The sequence below is a fragment of the Duganella zoogloeoides genome (assembly GCF_034479515.1).
GTDB classification, from domain to species: domain Bacteria; phylum Pseudomonadota; class Gammaproteobacteria; order Burkholderiales; family Burkholderiaceae_D; genus Rugamonas; species Rugamonas zoogloeoides.
The window spans coordinates 1355277-1368936 of record NZ_CP140152.1; the positions used below are offsets into that span (position 1 = coordinate 1355277).

Consider the following 13660-nt stretch of genomic DNA (forward strand, 5'->3'; position numbering starts at 1 on the left):
CGGCAACACCAGGCTGGCGTTCCGCTGAAAAAGCTGCTATAGTCGCGGGCTTACCTCTTCCCACACCTGTCTTGACGCCAGGGTGGGCTATATTCACAAGTCCTTAAGGGAGTTTTCATGCGTCACTACGAAATCGTATTTATCGTCCACCCGGACCAGAGCGAGCAAGTGCCCGCGATGATCGAACGTTACAAAACCACTGTAACGACCCGCGGTGGCTCCGTGCACCGTGTTGAAGATTGGGGCCGTCGTCAGATGGCTTACTCGATCCAGAAACTGGCCAAAGCACACTACATCTGCCTGAACATCGAATGCGACAACGAGACCCTGGTCGAGCTGGAAACCGCATTCAAATTCAATGATGCCGTGCTGCGTCACCTGACCGTCAAGCTGAAGAAAGCGGAAACCGCTCCTTCGCCAATGATGAAGTCGGTACAACGTGAAGATGCTGCCAAATCGCATCGCACCGAAGCCCCAGCAGCTGCTCCAGCTCCTGCCGCAGCCTAATTGTTTCAAGGAACCGAGCTGAACCAGCTCCAGTTCACTGCCCTCATTGCCGAACGTGACGCTTTGCGTTATACCCCGGCAGGCATGCCGATCATCAATGCTGTACTCCAGCATCGGTCGCAGCAAATGGAGGCGGGAATCGCCAGGTTGAGCGAGTTTGAAATTGCTGCGGTTGCCGCAGGCGAGATTTCAGGCAAGTTCAACGCGGCGCCGCTGGGCGGGGTGTACCAGTTCACCGGTTTCCTGAACAAGAAGACGCGCAATAGCAAAAGCCTGGTGTTTCACATCATTGATTTTAGTGCTGTCACGGACAGCTCAATTTAAATACAGGAGCCTCACATGGCATTCGGTAAAAAGTTCGACAAAAACAAGCTCAAGCTTAAAGAAAAGCGTAAGCAACAAAACCCACTGTTCAAGCGCAAGAAGTTCTGCCGCTTCACCGCCGCTGGCGTTGAGCAAGTGGACTACAAAGACGTAGACACCCTGAAAGACTTCGTCCAGGAAAATGGCAAGATCATGCCAGCACGTCTGACCGGCACCAAGGCGCACTACCAGCGTCAAGTGGACACCGCGATCAAGCGCGCCCGTTATCTGGCCCTGCTGCCATACACCGATCTGCACCACGCTTAATTGCGTAGTTTAGACAAGCATCTGGAGAAGAACTATGCAAATCATTCTGTTGGAAAAAGTCGTTAACCTGGGCAACCTGGGTGAAGTCGTTAAAGTCAAAGACGGTTACGCACGTAACTTCCTGATCCCGCAAAAAATGGCTCGCCGCGCTACCGCTGCTGCCGTTGCGGAATTCGAAGTCAAGCGCGCTGAACTGGAAAAAGCTGCTGCCGCCAAGCTGGCTGCTGCACAAGCTCAAGGCGAGAAACTGAACGGCATGACCGTGACCGTTTCGCAAAAAGCTGGTGTTGACGGCCGTCTGTTCGGCTCGGTCACCAACTTCGACATCGCTGAAGCGCTGACCAAAGTTGGTTTCGCTGTCGAGAAATCGGCTGTGCGCCTGCCAACCGGTCCTCTGAAGACCACCGGCGAGTTCCCAGTGAGCGTTGCTCTGCACACCGACGTGATCGCTGAAGTGACCGTTGCTGTTGTAGGCGAAGCTGCCTAATACTTGCATGGGTTTCGGCCTGTCAAGTAAGCAATACCATTAAAAAAAGCCGGGTTCGCCCGGCTTTTTTTCGCCCCGTTTTTTTTGTTGCACTGCCTAAGCAGGTATAATTCGCGCCATGAACGCCCCCTCCGATCCGCAAGTCGATTCGCTCCGCGTCCCGCCGCATTCCATCGAAGCAGAACAGTCCGTCATTGGCGGCCTGCTGCGCGATAACGCCGCGTTCGACCGTATCGCCGACATGATGAACCCGGACGATTTCTACCGTTACGATCATCGCATCATCTTCGAACAGATCGTCAAGATGATCAACGCGTCCAAGCCGGCCGACGTGATCACCGTATTCGAAACGCTGACGCAACTGGGCAAGGCCGACGACGTTGGCGGCCTGATGTACCTGAACGCGATGGCGCAAAACACGCCATCGGCAGCGAATATCCGCCGCTATGCCGAGATCGTGCGCGATCGCTCGATCCTGCGCCAGCTGATCACCGTGGCCGACGAAATTTCGGGCCAGGCGTTCAGCCCGCAAGGCAAGGAAGTCAAGCAGATGCTCGACGAGGCCGAATCGAAGATTTTCGCCATTGCCGAGCAGGGCGCGCGCGGCGCCGCCGGCTGGCTCGCAGTGCAGCCGCTGCTCACGCAGGTGGTCGAGCGCATCGACGAACTGTATTCGCGCGACAACCAGTCCGAGATTACCGGCGTGCCCACCGGCTTTATCGACCTCGACCGCATGACATCGGGCCTGCAGGGCGGCGACCTGGTCATCGTGGCCGGTCGTCCGTCGATGGGTAAAACCGCGTTTTCGGTCAACATCGGCGAGAACGTCGCGATCGAAGCCGGCTTGCCGGTGGCAATCTTCTCGATGGAGATGGGCGGCGCCCAGCTGGCCATGCGTATGCTCGGTTCAGTCGGCCAGCTCGACCAGCACCGCCTGCGTACCGGCCGCCTCAACGACGAAGACTGGCCGCGCCTGACGCATGCCATTCAAAAGATGAACGACGCCCAGTTGTTCATCGACGAAACCCCGGCGCTGAACCCGATCGAGATGCGCGCCCGCGCGCGCCGCCTGGCGCGCCAGTGCGGCAAGCTCGGCCTCATCATCGTCGACTACCTGCAGCTGATGCAGGGTTCCAAGCAGGGCGACAACCGTACCGCTGAAATTTCCGAGATCTCGCGCTCGCTCAAGGGGCTGGCCAAGGAACTCGGCTGCCCGGTGATCGCGCTGTCGCAGCTGAACCGCTCGCTGGAACAACGCCCCAACAAACGCCCCATCATGTCCGACTTGCGCGAATCGGGCGCTATCGAACAGGATGCGGACGTGATCATTTTCCTGTACCGCGACGAGGTGTACAACCCCGACTCGCCGGATAAAGGAACGGCCGAAATCATTATCGGTAAGCAGCGTAACGGCCCGATCGGCTCGGTACGGCTTACCTGGATCGGCCAATATACCAAGTTTGGCAATTACGTCGGTAACCTGGCGCTCTACCAGGGCGATTAAGCCCGGGAAGACCCAGAACGACGCTTCTTTACGCCGCGCCTGTACCCCGGGCCGGCAACCTGTAGTAATGACGAATCATTGATCGGAGAAAGACATGTTTGGACGCTTGATGCCCACCGAGGGCAAATTTTTTGACCTGTTTAACCAACACGCCGACCTGTGCGTCAAAGGTGCAAAAGAAATGCTGGGCCTGATGTCCAACTTCGACGACCTGGAAAATCGCGTCCACGCGATCGAAAGCATCGAAAAGCAGGCCGACAAGATCACCTATCAAACCGTGGACTTGCTGCACAAAACCTTCATCACCCCGATCGACCGCGACGACATCCACAAGCTGATCACCCGCCAGGACGACATCCTCGACCTGCTGGAAGACGCGGCCCAGACCGTCTCGCTGTACGACCTGCATTCGGTCACCCCGGAAGCCCAGCGTCTGGCCGAACTGGTGCTGGCCTGTACCGAGAAGGTCCAGGCGGCCGTGGCCCTGCTGCATAACATGGACAACTCGCGCGAAATCGTCGCCATCTGCGAAGAAATCGACCGCCTGGAATCGGACGCCGACCACGTGATGCGCGCTGCCATGTCCAAGCTGTTCCGCGACGAACCCGATGTGCGCAACCTGATCAAGATGAAAGCCATCTACGAGATCCTGGAAACCGTGACCGACCGTTGCGAAGATGTGGCCAACATCATCGAAGGCATCATCGTCGAAAACGCGTAAGCTCAACAGAAAAAGAATAACAGATGAATTCCATCCAAATCAGCATCTGGGTGCTGGGCGTTTTGATTGCCCTGGCACTGGTGTTTGACTTCATGAACGGCTTCCATGACGCCGCCAACGCGATCGCCACGGTGGTCTCCACCGGCGTGCTGAAACCGCAAACGGCCGTGGCCATGGCTGCCTTCTTCAACTTCATTGCCATCTTCGTGTTCCACCAGCTGACGGTGGCGGCCACGGTCGGCAAGGGCACCATCGACCCCAACGTGGTGGACCAGTACGTGATCTTCGGCGCGCTGGTCGGCGCCATTGTCTGGAACGTGGTCACCTGGTACTACGGCATTCCGTCGTCGTCGTCGCACGCGCTGATCGGCGGGCTGGTGGGTGCGGCAGTGGCCAAGAGCGGTACCGGCGCGCTGGTGTCCGCCGGACTGATCAAGATCGTCGCCTTCATTGTGCTCGCACCCGTGATGGGCTTTATCTTCGGCTCGATCATGATGCTGATCGTGTCGTGGATTTTCGTGCGGTCCACGCCGCGCCGGGTCGATAAATGGTTCCGCCGCCTGCAACTGGTGTCCGCTGCATCGTACAGCCTGGGCCACGGCGGCAATGACGCGCAAAAGACCATCGGCATCATCTGGATGCTGCTGATTGCCGCCGGCTACTCGCAGGCCGGCGACGCCGAGCCGCCGCTGTGGGTGATCATCTCCTGCTACACGGCGATCTCGTTCGGCACGCTGTTCGGCGGCTGGCGCATCGTCAAGACCATGGGCCAGAAGATCACCAAGCTCAAGCCGGTGGGCGGCTTCTGCGCCGAATCGGGCGGTGCTGTCACCCTGTTCGTGGCCACGGCACTGGGCGTGCCGGTCTCCACCACCCACACCATCACCGGCGCCATCGTCGGCGTGGGCGCCTCGCAGAAGATGTCTGCCGTGCGCTGGGGCGTGGCCGGCAACATCGTCTGGGCCTGGATCTTCACGATTCCGGCATCGGCGTTCGTGGCGGCGATTGCCTGGTGGGCTGGACGTCACATTCTGTAAATCTATAAAGGGAGCTGCGGCTCCCTTTTTTCATCATGCCAAAAATTGAATTCAAGCAGTTGCTGGAGCTGGCGTTGGTTTCCCAAGCGGTCACCGGCGACTGCACCTGCAACCAGGTGCCGCTGGCAGCCTGGCAAGCGCTGCCGATGACCCTCGAGCTGGACCGATTCGATGAGGTGGGCACGCTGGTGGACGATCCGTACGACGAACCGGCGTTTGCCGAATGCCACCCGCACGGCACCCGCTACGACAGCCCGGACGCCCCGATCGCGCCGCGCTACTATCCCTGCAACATCAGCCAGGTAGCCCGCTGCCGCGACTGCGGCCGGCACTACCTGCGCTACAACGAGGCGGGCGGGTACTTTACCGAGTTGCGGATCAGGGCGTTACAGCCGGAGTTGTTGGTGGATGCCCTGCCGTAGCCTTCCGGTCTTCTATGGGGCTGGCTCATCCAGCCAATTCTCGATCTGTATCCCAGGATAGGCAACGAAATCACGGACGTTATTGGTCACTAAAATAATTTGCAGCGACAACGCATGGGCCGCGATCAGCTTGTCGAGCTGATCGCGTTTGCGCTCCTGCGTGGCGTGACGTATTGGGCCATAGGCAGCGGCGGCGCGGACATCGAAAGGCGCCACAGGAATGGACTTGATCAGGTTGTTCAAATGTCGGCGCTGACGTACGCGGTCGCTGCTGACCAAGACACCGAATTCCAGCTCGGCGTAAGTGATGGCCGAAATCATCACATCGCCGACACGACATTGCGCAAAGCGGCGTGCAACTGTCGGCGGCTGATTTTTCATCAGGTAAATGCAGATATTGGTGTCCAGCATGGACTGGAGCATCAGAGTTTCTCGCGATCTTCCTGCTGCTGCGAACCACGTCCTTCGGCAAGAAAGTCGGGGGAGAAGCGGGCAAACTTGCGTAATACGCCGTCCAGCGATTTTTTTGGCGCTGGCCGGATACGCAGTTCCTCGCCAATCTTTTCGATTTCCAGATCGAGTTCGGTGTTTTTATAGGCGAGCTCTGCTGGTATTTTGATAGCTTGAGAATTGCCCGTTTTGAATGCTTTGCTACTGTGCATTTGCGGCTCCCTGTTGATCCGATCCATCACGCCTTCAATCATGATTGGACACGGCCTGCGCCGATAAGTTCAATCGCTCATACCACAAACAACTTGTCGTACGCCGCCAGCAAACTCTGGTGCAGCGCGCTGCCTTCGAAGTTGGGGCCCAGGGCGTCGAGGCCGAAGAAGCGTTCGGAGCCGTCGAGCAGCGCTTCGGCCAGTTCCAGCGTGGGGGCGCCGTACAGCAGTGCGAGCGCGTGGCGGTAGTTGTCCGGTTCATCGAGCTTGACGATGGTTTCGATGCAGCGGTACACCAGCAGGCGCGGCGCGGGCAGGTCGCGGTAGTGGCGGATCCAGTCGCAGCCTTCCAGCACCGCTTCTTCGTCGCCGACCACCAGCGCCAGCAGGGTTTTCAGTTCGCCGAGGCGCAGCTGCTTCCAGGGCGTGCCGGCTGGCACCGCCAGGCCCAGGATTTCCCACACCGGCCGCTCGTCGTTGAGATGAGATGTTTGCAGCGCGGCCAGCAATGACGTGCATTCCTGCACCGAGAGCTCGTGCAGGCGCGCCAGCAGCGGACGCAGCGTATTGCCGGCGCTGTTGTTCTCCCACTCGAGGTCGTCGAGCGGATAGATTTCGGAAAATCCCGGCACCAGGATGCGGCAGCTGTAGATGCCTTGCTCGTCGAAATCGGCCACGTAAATATCCTTGCCTTCGGCGTGCAGGGCATCGACCAGCCACTGGTAGTCGCCGGTGGTGGTGGTGCTGAAGTTCCAGTCGACGAACGGGTAGTCGGAGGTATCGCTGAAGAAGTCCCAGCTGATCACGCCGCTCGAGTCGACGAAGTGGATCTCGAGGTTGGTCACCGCGTTAATTTCAGTCATGTCGAAACCCGGTTCGGGCAAGCCGGCCAGCGACTCCAGCGGGCGCCCTTGCAGCAGTTCGGTCAGTGCGCGCTCGAGCGCGATCTCCAGGCGCGGATGGGCGCCATAGGAGGACAGCACGCCCTGGTCGGCGGAATTGACCAGGGTGACGTTCATGACCGGGTACTTGCCGCCCAGCGAAGCATCCTTGACCAGCACGCCAAAGCCGGCTGCGCGCAGCGCTTCGATGCTGGCGCGCAGGCGCGGGAAGCGGGCAATCACGTCGTCCGGCACGTCCGGCAGGCACAGGCCTTCGGCGATGATGCGGTACTGGATGGCGTGCTCGAAAATTTCGGCCAGGGCCTGGGCGCGCGCTTCGTTGAGAGTGTTACCTGACGCCATGCCGTTGCTCACGTACAGATTGCCGATGATGTTGACCGGGATATACGTGGTGGCGCCATCGCGCAGGCGCGTGTAGGGCAGGGCGCAGATGCCGCGCGCGCTGTTGCCGGAATTGATGTCGATGAGCGCGCTGGCGGGAATGTCGCCTTGCGGGTTATAGAGCGCATGCAGCTCCGGGTTGAGCACGTCTGCCGGCCAGCTGCCATCGGTGGCCGGTGCGAACCATTTTTCGCGCGGATGGTGCACCACCGGTGCGCTGGCGCGGTCGGCGCCCAGGTGATAGTGGGTCCAGAAATAATGCGTGCTCAGGCGTTCGGCGAATTCGCCCCAGGCGCTGGCGCGTGCAGCCAGTTCGGTGGCGCCCTTGCCGTTGGCGTACAGCAGCGGGCAGTCGCGGTCCTGCAGGCGCAGCGACCACACGCCGTTAACGGACTGATGCGCAGCCAGTTCGTCGAGCAGGAAGCCGCGCGCAGCCAGCCTGGTCTGCACGTTGGCGATGGTCGTCTCGAGGGCAAGGTCTTTACCCGGGATAAAGGTTTCGGTATTCATCGAAGGCTCTCGGTAAAGGGGAAGTGGGGCAGGGCTTGGTGCCAGCATACCCCAATGCGTGCATGCCTTGTCGCCCGGGTCGGGTTACAATATGCTGCAACGCGCCATCACCAAAGCGGCCCTGTCCCGGGTACCACCGCTCGATTACGCAGGGCTTAAATGTGGGATAGCTCCTACGTAAGAATACTCTTTTGGCTGCTTACCGAAGTGCGCCCCGGCGGGCACAATACGGGCTGGATTCAAACAGCAAAGCAGAACATGAAAATCATCGATCAGCGTTACATGGACAGCGACAATCGCTACTCCACCCAGCCATGCCTTCTCAGTATTCTCGAAGTTGACGACGCACCTGCCAACCCGGTCGCCATGGCTTCGCTCGACCAGCGTTTGCTGGCACTGCTGCCGGGCGTGCGCAACCAGGCCGCCATGGTCGGCCTGCGTGCCGAAGGCGTGCCGCAAATCGTGCGCGTGGTGCAGCAGGTCGCAATGGAATTGCGCCGCCTGGCACTCAATGAAGTGTCGGTCGGTTTTGTCGGCGTGGTGCCGCGCACTCGAGGCCGTTACCGCCTGGTGCTGCCTTACGGCGCCACCGCCAAGAACGCTGCCGCGCCGGCGCTGCGCATCGCCACCCAGATGGTGTCGGCCCTGCGCGCAGGCAAATCGTTCAACTTGCAGGCTGCCGTGGCGCGCCTGCGTGCACTGGCCGACCGCCGCTCGCTGCCGCGTGGCGCGGCGCTCGCTGCTGCCGCCTGATCCGACCCCGCATCGCTGCGCCGGGTATATTCCGTGATCCCGGGGCCGCGGCGGCCCGGCACCGGCCCGGTCGTATTTAGCAGTGGTGCCGGCTCAGTCCAGCACCACCTGCAGCCCCTCGTAAGCCAACTTTACCGTCAATCCCCCCAGCCGCCCCGCGTGGCGCGCCATCACCTCTGCAAATACCGCTTCCAGTTCGTCATCGCTGCGAGTCGGCTCGTGGTGGGTGCAGTACAGCGCCTTCGCGCCGCAGCGCAAGGCTAACTCCACCGCCTCATCGAAGGTGCCGTGGCCCCAGCCCTGCTTGGCCGGGTACTCTTCCCTCGTGTAGGAACAATCGACGATCAAGGCATCGAGGCCAGCGACCAGGCGGTCGATGGCCTCGGTGCGCGCGCGTACTCGCTGTTCGGCTGCCGCGTGCTCGGGGTGGTCTGCGGGATGGGGGTTGTAAAAAGGTTCGTGGTCGCCGGTGAAGAACACCGACTTGCCGTGGCAGTCGATGCGGTAGCCGAGGTTGATCACCGGGTGGTTCATGACCACGTTCGAGATGGCGGCGTCGCCCACCGTGATGGGGACGCCCGCGACCAGCGACTGGTACTCGATGGTGGCGCTCATTTGGGTTTCGCTGACCGGGAAGTAGCTGTTTTGCAGCTGCACGTTCATCACGTGCTCGATGCCATGGCCGGTGTCGGGGTCGGTCACGCCGTGCAGGCGCACGCGGCTGCCGCGCACGAACAGCGGCGTAAAAAAAGGCAGGCCGTGGATGTGGTCCCAGTGGCTGTGGGTGATGAAGATGTTGGCGTGGATGTCGCCGGTCTTGTGTTGCAGCAGCGATTGCGCCAGCGGAAACAGGCCGGTGCCGGCGTCCAGGATCAGCAGGGTGTCGTTGTCGGTGCGAACTTCGATGCAGGTGGTGTTGCCGCCGTAGCGTATGGTGCGCGGGCCGGGTGAGGGAATCGAACCACGCACTCCCCAGAATGTGAATTTCATGCGTGCCCCTGGTGTTGTGCCATTTTTAAAGTCGTTTTTCCGGGCGATGATAGCTTTATTTCCGCCAGGCAGGGTAAAAACACAACAAGCTGTGTTCAAATTATGTAAGCGGGAAATCTGTCATGTACACAAACTTGCACTGAGGATACACTTTCGCCATGCAAGAGTTAACCCCCTCCCAAATCTCCCAGCGCCTCGACCTGTTGACCGAACTGAGCGTTGCGCTCGGCAAGTCACACGATACCGACATCCTGCTCGAGCACATCCTGCAGGTCGCCAAGCGCATGACCAATGCCGATGGCGGCACCCTGTATCGTCCCAGCGCCGACCGCCGCGCGCTCGATTTTCACATCCTGATCAATGACACCCTGGCCATCCACCAGGGCGGCCCTGGCGGCGAACCGATCCGCGCACCGGCGATCCCGCTGTTCGACGCCAATGGCGCGCCCAACCTGTCGGCCGTGGCCGCGTATGCGGCGCACTCGGGCGAGTCGGTCAACGTGGCCGATGTGTACCAGCCGCAGGCCGAGGGTTTCAATTTCTCGGGCATGCTCGATTTCGACCGCCAGCGCCAGTACCATTCGAAGTCGATCCTGACCGTGCCGATGCGCGATCACGAGGGGGAGCTGACCGGTGTGCTGCAACTGGTCAATGCGCGCGCGCCGCAATCCGAGGCGGATCCAGGCTCCACCATCATCGCCTTCAACCAGACCGACCAGCGCTTCATCGAGGCGCTGGCGGCCCAGGCGGCGGCGGCGCTGACCCACCAGCGCCTGATCGCCCAGCTCGAAGAACTGCTCGAATCTCTGGTCAACCTGATCAACATCGGCATCGACGAAAAATCGCCGTACACGGGCCGCCACTGCCAGTTCGTGCCCGAGCTGACCATGCGCCTGGCCGAGGCGGTGCACGCCACCGAGACCGGGCCGCTGGCCGACTTCCGCATGACCGACGCCGACCGCAAGGAGTTGTGGATGGCCGGCCTGCTGCACGACTGCGGCAAGATCACCACGCCGGTCCACGTGGTGGACAAGGCCACCAAGCTGGAAACCATCTTCGACCGCATCGCGCTGGTCGATACGCGCTACGAGGTGCTCGAGCGCGATGCCAAGATCGCCGCGCTGGAACAGAAGCTGGCGCTGGCGACCGATGGCGCCGCCACCCCGGCGGCGCTGGCCGACATCGACGCGGCGCTGGCGGCGCAGCAGCAAGCGCTGCGTGCTGAACGCGCGTTCCTGCGCACGGCCAACGTGGGCGGCGAGGGCATGGCCGCGGCCGACCAGCAGCGCGTGCGCGACATCGGCGCGCGCGCGTGGACCGACATGGACGGCGCAGCGCGCCAGTTCCTCGACGCCGACGAGGTGCTCAACCTGTCGATCCAGTACGGCACGCTGACCGCCGACGAGCGCAAGATCATCAACAACCATATCTCGGTCACGGTGCGCATGCTCGAATCGCTGCCGTGGCCGCGCCACCTGCGCAACGTGCCCGAGTACGCGGGCGGCCACCACGAACGGATGGACGGCAAGGGTTACCCGCGTGGCTTGCGCGGCGAGCAGATGTCGGTGCAGGCACGGCTGATGGCGATCGCCGACATCTTCGAGGCGTTGACTGCCTGCGACCGGCCCTACAAGAAGGGCAAGATGCTGTCGGAGTCGCTCGACATCCTCGGCAAGTTCGCGCTCAACGGCCACATCGATCCGCAACTGTTCGACATCTTCATCCGCAGCAAGGTGTACAGCGAGTTCGCGCAGCAGCACATGGACCCGCGCCAGATCGACGTCATCGACGAGTCGCGCATTCCCGGCTACGTGCCCTGATGCGCTGGTCCCGGCATGGCGCGCGGCTGCTGCTGGGCGCGTTGTTGACGCTGGTGGCCGCGTGCGCCAGCATCGGCATCCTCGGTGGCGACACCATCGGCCGGCTCGACGCCATGCTGGGCGACATGCGCATGCGCGTCGAGACGCCGCAGCTCGATCCGCGCATCGTGATCGTCGATATCGATGAAAAAAGCCTGAACCAGATCGGCCGTTTTCCCTGGGGCCGCGACGTGCAGGCGCGCCTGGTTACCCAGCTGACCGGCCACTACGGCGTGGCCGCCGTAGGCTTCGATATCTCGTTCCCCGAAGCCGACACCAGTTCCGGCTACGGCGTGCTGGCCAGCCTGGCCAGTGGCGAACTGGCCGGCGTGCCGGGCCTGCGCAGCCAGCTCGAACGTCTAAAGCCGCAAATGGATTACGACGCGCTGTTTGCCGCGGCGATGCGCGGCCAGCCGGTGGTGCTCGGCTACAGTGTGTCGGACCGGCAAAAGAAGGGCGTGTTGCCCAAGCCGGCGTTTACGCTGGCCGACCTGAACGGCCGCACCGTGACCGCGTTTGCCGCACCCGGCTACGAGTCCAACCTGGCCCAGTTGCAGCAGGCGGCGCAGGGCGCCGGCATTTTCACGGCACTGACCGACAGCGACGGCGTGCTGCGTTCATCGACCCTGCTGCAGCGCATCGGCGACGGCTATTATCCGTCGCTGTCGCTGGCCACCGCCAGCGTGTACCTGAAAGCGCGCGCGATTGCGCCGGTGTTCAGCCAGACCCTGGACCAGATGTCGGAGGCCGAGCGCGAGCATGGTGGCCTCGACCGCATCGCCATGTTTACACCGCGCGGGCAACTGGCGATACCGGTCGGCGAAGCCTTGACCACCACCATCGAATTTCGCGGCAAGGGCGGCCCCGACGGCGGCGCCTTCCGTTACGTGTCGGCGGCCGATGTGCTGATGGGCGCAGTGCCGGCGGACGTGCTGCGCGGCGCCATCGTGCTGGTGGGCACCACTGCTGCCGGCCTCAACGATATCCGGGCCACCCCCGTCAACGCCGAGTTTCCCGGTGTGGAAGTGCACGCCAACCTGATCAAATCCATCCTCGACGGCCATTTCAAGTCGCGCCCCGATTACGCCCTGGCCATCGAATTCGGCCAGGTGGTGCTGGTGGGCTTGCTGCTGGGCGGCGCGCTGGCGCTGGCCACGCCGGCAATGGCGGTGCTGCTGGCCGTCGGCGCGCTGGCCGGCGCCCTGGGCGTCAACTGGTGGTTGTATCACGGTGCCGACGCGGTCCTCGACAGCGCCGTGCTGCTGCTCCTGATCGCGGCGCTGTTCGTCGCCAACCTGGCCTGGGGCTATTTCTTCGAGGTGCGCAAGGGCCGGGCGCTGGTGTCGCGCTTTGGCCAGTACGTGGCGCCGGAACTGGTGGCGCAGATGGCCGACAATCCCGACCGCTACAGCATGGATGGCGAAAGCCGCGAACTGACGGTGCTGTTTGCCGACGTGCGCGGCTTCACCGCCATTTCGGAACAGATGACGCCGCAGGAGCTGCGCGAATACATCAACCTATACCTGACCGCCATGTCCGAAGATATCCGCGACAGCCATGGCGGCACGCTCGACAAATATATCGGCGACGCCGTGATGGCGTTCTGGGGCGCACCGGTGGCGTTTGCCGATCATGCGGTGCGCGCGGTATCGAGCGCCCTGCTGATGCAGCAGAGCGCGGCGCGCCTGAACCAGCAATTCCAGGCGCGCGGCTGGCCGCCGCTGCAAATCGGCATCGGCCTCAATAGCGGCTTGATGCACGTGGGCGACATGGGCTCGCGCATCCGCCGCGCCTATACCGTGATGGGCGACGCCGTCAACCTGGGCGCGCGGCTGGAAGGCATCACCAAGGTATATGGCGTGGGCATTGCGGTGAGCGAATTTACGCGGGCGCAGGCGCCGCAGTTCGCGTACCGGGAACTGGACCGCGTACGGGTCAAGGGCAAGACCGAACCGGTGGCCATTTTCGAGCCGCGCGGCCTGCTGGCCGACGCCGATGCCGCCGAACTGGCGCTGCTGGCCGACTGGTCGCGCGTGCTGGAACTGTTGCGCGCGCGCGACTGGGATGGCGCCGAGGCCATCCTGCTGGCATTGCCAGACGATGGGCTGCGCCGGCTGTACGGCGCGCGACTGCACCAGTATCGCGCCACGCCGCCTGGCGCGGATTGGGACGGCGTGACCACATTCGAGACGAAATAACCACCATCGGCATGGAAATTGCTGACTGGAAACCACATTCCGTCTAAAATTTGCTTTCAATCAATTGATGTCCAGCCGCGCCTGGCTGGCCATGCAC

At 62.1% G+C, this 13660-nt stretch carries 15 protein-coding genes; 11 read left to right on the forward strand and 4 right to left on the reverse strand.

Annotation, left to right across the window (positions count from 1 at the left end; genetic code table 11):
• Nucleotides 1-117 precede the first annotated feature (117 nt).
• From rpsF to SR858_RS05995, 8 genes are all read left to right on the forward strand, one after another.
• Complete coding sequence (rpsF, locus tag SR858_RS05960) at nt 118-507, forward strand: 30S ribosomal protein S6 (protein WP_019922641.1); 390 nt, start codon at nt 118-120, stop codon at nt 505-507.
• An 18-nt stretch (nt 508-525) separates the two neighbouring features.
• Entirely contained in the window at nt 526-831 is a 306-nt protein-coding gene (gene priB, locus SR858_RS05965; RefSeq protein WP_026637428.1) for a primosomal replication protein N, read from the forward strand.
• A 15-nt stretch (nt 832-846) separates the two neighbouring features.
• Complete coding sequence (rpsR, locus tag SR858_RS05970; RefSeq protein ID WP_019922639.1) at nt 847-1137, forward strand: 30S ribosomal protein S18; 291 nt, start codon at nt 847-849, stop codon at nt 1135-1137.
• 34 nt (nt 1138-1171) lie between these two features.
• Nucleotides 1172-1624: a 50S ribosomal protein L9 gene (gene rplI / locus SR858_RS05975; protein ID WP_019922638.1), complete on the forward strand. Its 453-nt coding sequence runs from the start codon at nt 1172-1174 to the stop codon at nt 1622-1624.
• A gap of 118 nt (nt 1625-1742) precedes the next feature.
• Nucleotides 1743-3128 (forward strand): replicative DNA helicase, encoded by a 1386-nt coding sequence (locus tag SR858_RS05980; protein ID WP_019922637.1) that lies wholly within the window; start codon nt 1743-1745, stop codon nt 3126-3128.
• 94 nt (nt 3129-3222) lie between these two features.
• Complete coding sequence (locus tag SR858_RS05985) at nt 3223-3849, forward strand: DUF47 domain-containing protein (protein WP_019922636.1); 627 nt, start codon at nt 3223-3225, stop codon at nt 3847-3849.
• A 23-nt stretch (nt 3850-3872) separates the two neighbouring features.
• Nucleotides 3873-4886, forward strand: coding sequence for an inorganic phosphate transporter (locus tag SR858_RS05990; protein WP_019922635.1), 1014 nt, complete (start codon nt 3873-3875; stop codon nt 4884-4886).
• 35 nt (nt 4887-4921) lie between these two features.
• Complete coding sequence (locus SR858_RS05995) at nt 4922-5308, forward strand: hypothetical protein (RefSeq protein ID WP_019922634.1); 387 nt, start codon at nt 4922-4924, stop codon at nt 5306-5308.
• 12 nt (nt 5309-5320) lie between these two features.
• On the opposite strand, the gene SR858_RS06000 is transcribed toward SR858_RS05995, so the two are convergent.
• From SR858_RS06000 to ycaO, 3 genes are all read right to left on the reverse strand, one after another.
• The gene (locus SR858_RS06000; protein ID WP_019922633.1) at nt 5321-5731 is read right to left on the reverse strand and encodes a type II toxin-antitoxin system VapC family toxin; all 411 of its coding nucleotides are present in this window, start codon (nt 5729-5731) and stop codon (nt 5321-5323) included.
• The gene (locus SR858_RS06005) at nt 5731-5970 is read right to left on the reverse strand and encodes an antitoxin (RefSeq protein WP_026637427.1); all 240 of its coding nucleotides are present in this window, start codon (nt 5968-5970) and stop codon (nt 5731-5733) included. Before SR858_RS06005 ends, SR858_RS06000 begins: the two co-directional genes overlap by 1 nt.
• Before the next feature lie 77 nt (nt 5971-6047).
• Nucleotides 6048-7763: a 30S ribosomal protein S12 methylthiotransferase accessory factor YcaO gene (gene ycaO / locus SR858_RS06010; RefSeq protein ID WP_019922631.1), complete on the reverse strand. Its 1716-nt coding sequence runs from the start codon at nt 7761-7763 to the stop codon at nt 6048-6050.
• A gap of 258 nt (nt 7764-8021) precedes the next feature.
• Here ycaO and SR858_RS06015 point away from each other — a divergent pair, with 258 nt between their 5' ends.
• Nucleotides 8022-8516 carry a hypothetical protein gene (locus SR858_RS06015; RefSeq protein ID WP_019922630.1) on the forward strand — a complete coding sequence of 165 codons (495 nt, stop codon included), beginning with the start codon at nt 8022-8024 and terminating at the stop codon, nt 8514-8516.
• A 93-nt stretch (nt 8517-8609) separates the two neighbouring features.
• Here SR858_RS06015 and SR858_RS06020 read toward each other — a convergent pair whose 3' ends face one another.
• On the reverse strand, nt 8610-9506 hold the full coding sequence (locus tag SR858_RS06020) for an MBL fold metallo-hydrolase (protein ID WP_019922629.1): 897 nt from the start codon (nt 9504-9506) through the stop codon (nt 8610-8612).
• A 158-nt stretch (nt 9507-9664) separates the two neighbouring features.
• Here SR858_RS06020 and SR858_RS06025 point away from each other — a divergent pair, with 158 nt between their 5' ends.
• Both SR858_RS06025 and SR858_RS06030 read left to right on the forward strand, forming a co-directional pair.
• Complete coding sequence (locus SR858_RS06025) at nt 9665-11326, forward strand: HD domain-containing phosphohydrolase (RefSeq protein WP_019922628.1); 1662 nt, start codon at nt 9665-9667, stop codon at nt 11324-11326.
• Nucleotides 11326-13563 (forward strand): CHASE2 domain-containing protein, encoded by a 2238-nt coding sequence (locus SR858_RS06030; protein ID WP_019922627.1) that lies wholly within the window; start codon nt 11326-11328, stop codon nt 13561-13563. The genes SR858_RS06025 and SR858_RS06030 overlap by 1 nt, the downstream gene beginning before the upstream one ends.
• The last annotated feature ends 97 nt before the right edge of the window (nt 13564-13660 follow it).

Coding starts and splice junctions, on each gene's coding strand:
- ycaO (WP_019922631.1), bottom strand. CDS start 7,763: ATGAATACCGAAACCTTTATCCCGGGTAAAGACCTTGCCCTCGAGACG.
- SR858_RS05990 (WP_019922635.1), top strand. CDS start 3,873: ATGAATTCCATCCAAATCAGCATCTGGGTGCTGGGCGTTTTGATTGCC.
- SR858_RS05995 (WP_019922634.1), top strand. CDS start 4,922: ATGCCAAAAATTGAATTCAAGCAGTTGCTGGAGCTGGCGTTGGTTTCC.
- rplI (WP_019922638.1), top strand. CDS start 1,172: ATGCAAATCATTCTGTTGGAAAAAGTCGTTAACCTGGGCAACCTGGGT.
- SR858_RS06020 (WP_019922629.1), bottom strand. CDS start 9,506: ATGAAATTCACATTCTGGGGAGTGCGTGGTTCGATTCCCTCACCCGGC.
- SR858_RS06030 (WP_019922627.1), top strand. CDS start 11,326: ATGCGCTGGTCCCGGCATGGCGCGCGGCTGCTGCTGGGCGCGTTGTTG.
- rpsR (WP_019922639.1), top strand. CDS start 847: ATGGCATTCGGTAAAAAGTTCGACAAAAACAAGCTCAAGCTTAAAGAA.
- SR858_RS05980 (WP_019922637.1), top strand. CDS start 1,743: ATGAACGCCCCCTCCGATCCGCAAGTCGATTCGCTCCGCGTCCCGCCG.
- SR858_RS06000 (WP_019922633.1), bottom strand. CDS start 5,731: ATGCTCCAGTCCATGCTGGACACCAATATCTGCATTTACCTGATGAAA.
- SR858_RS06005 (WP_026637427.1), bottom strand. CDS start 5,970: ATGCACAGTAGCAAAGCATTCAAAACGGGCAATTCTCAAGCTATCAAA.
- rpsF (WP_019922641.1), top strand. CDS start 118: ATGCGTCACTACGAAATCGTATTTATCGTCCACCCGGACCAGAGCGAG.
- SR858_RS06025 (WP_019922628.1), top strand. CDS start 9,665: ATGCAAGAGTTAACCCCCTCCCAAATCTCCCAGCGCCTCGACCTGTTG.
- SR858_RS05985 (WP_019922636.1), top strand. CDS start 3,223: ATGTTTGGACGCTTGATGCCCACCGAGGGCAAATTTTTTGACCTGTTT.
- SR858_RS06015 (WP_019922630.1), top strand. CDS start 8,022: ATGAAAATCATCGATCAGCGTTACATGGACAGCGACAATCGCTACTCC.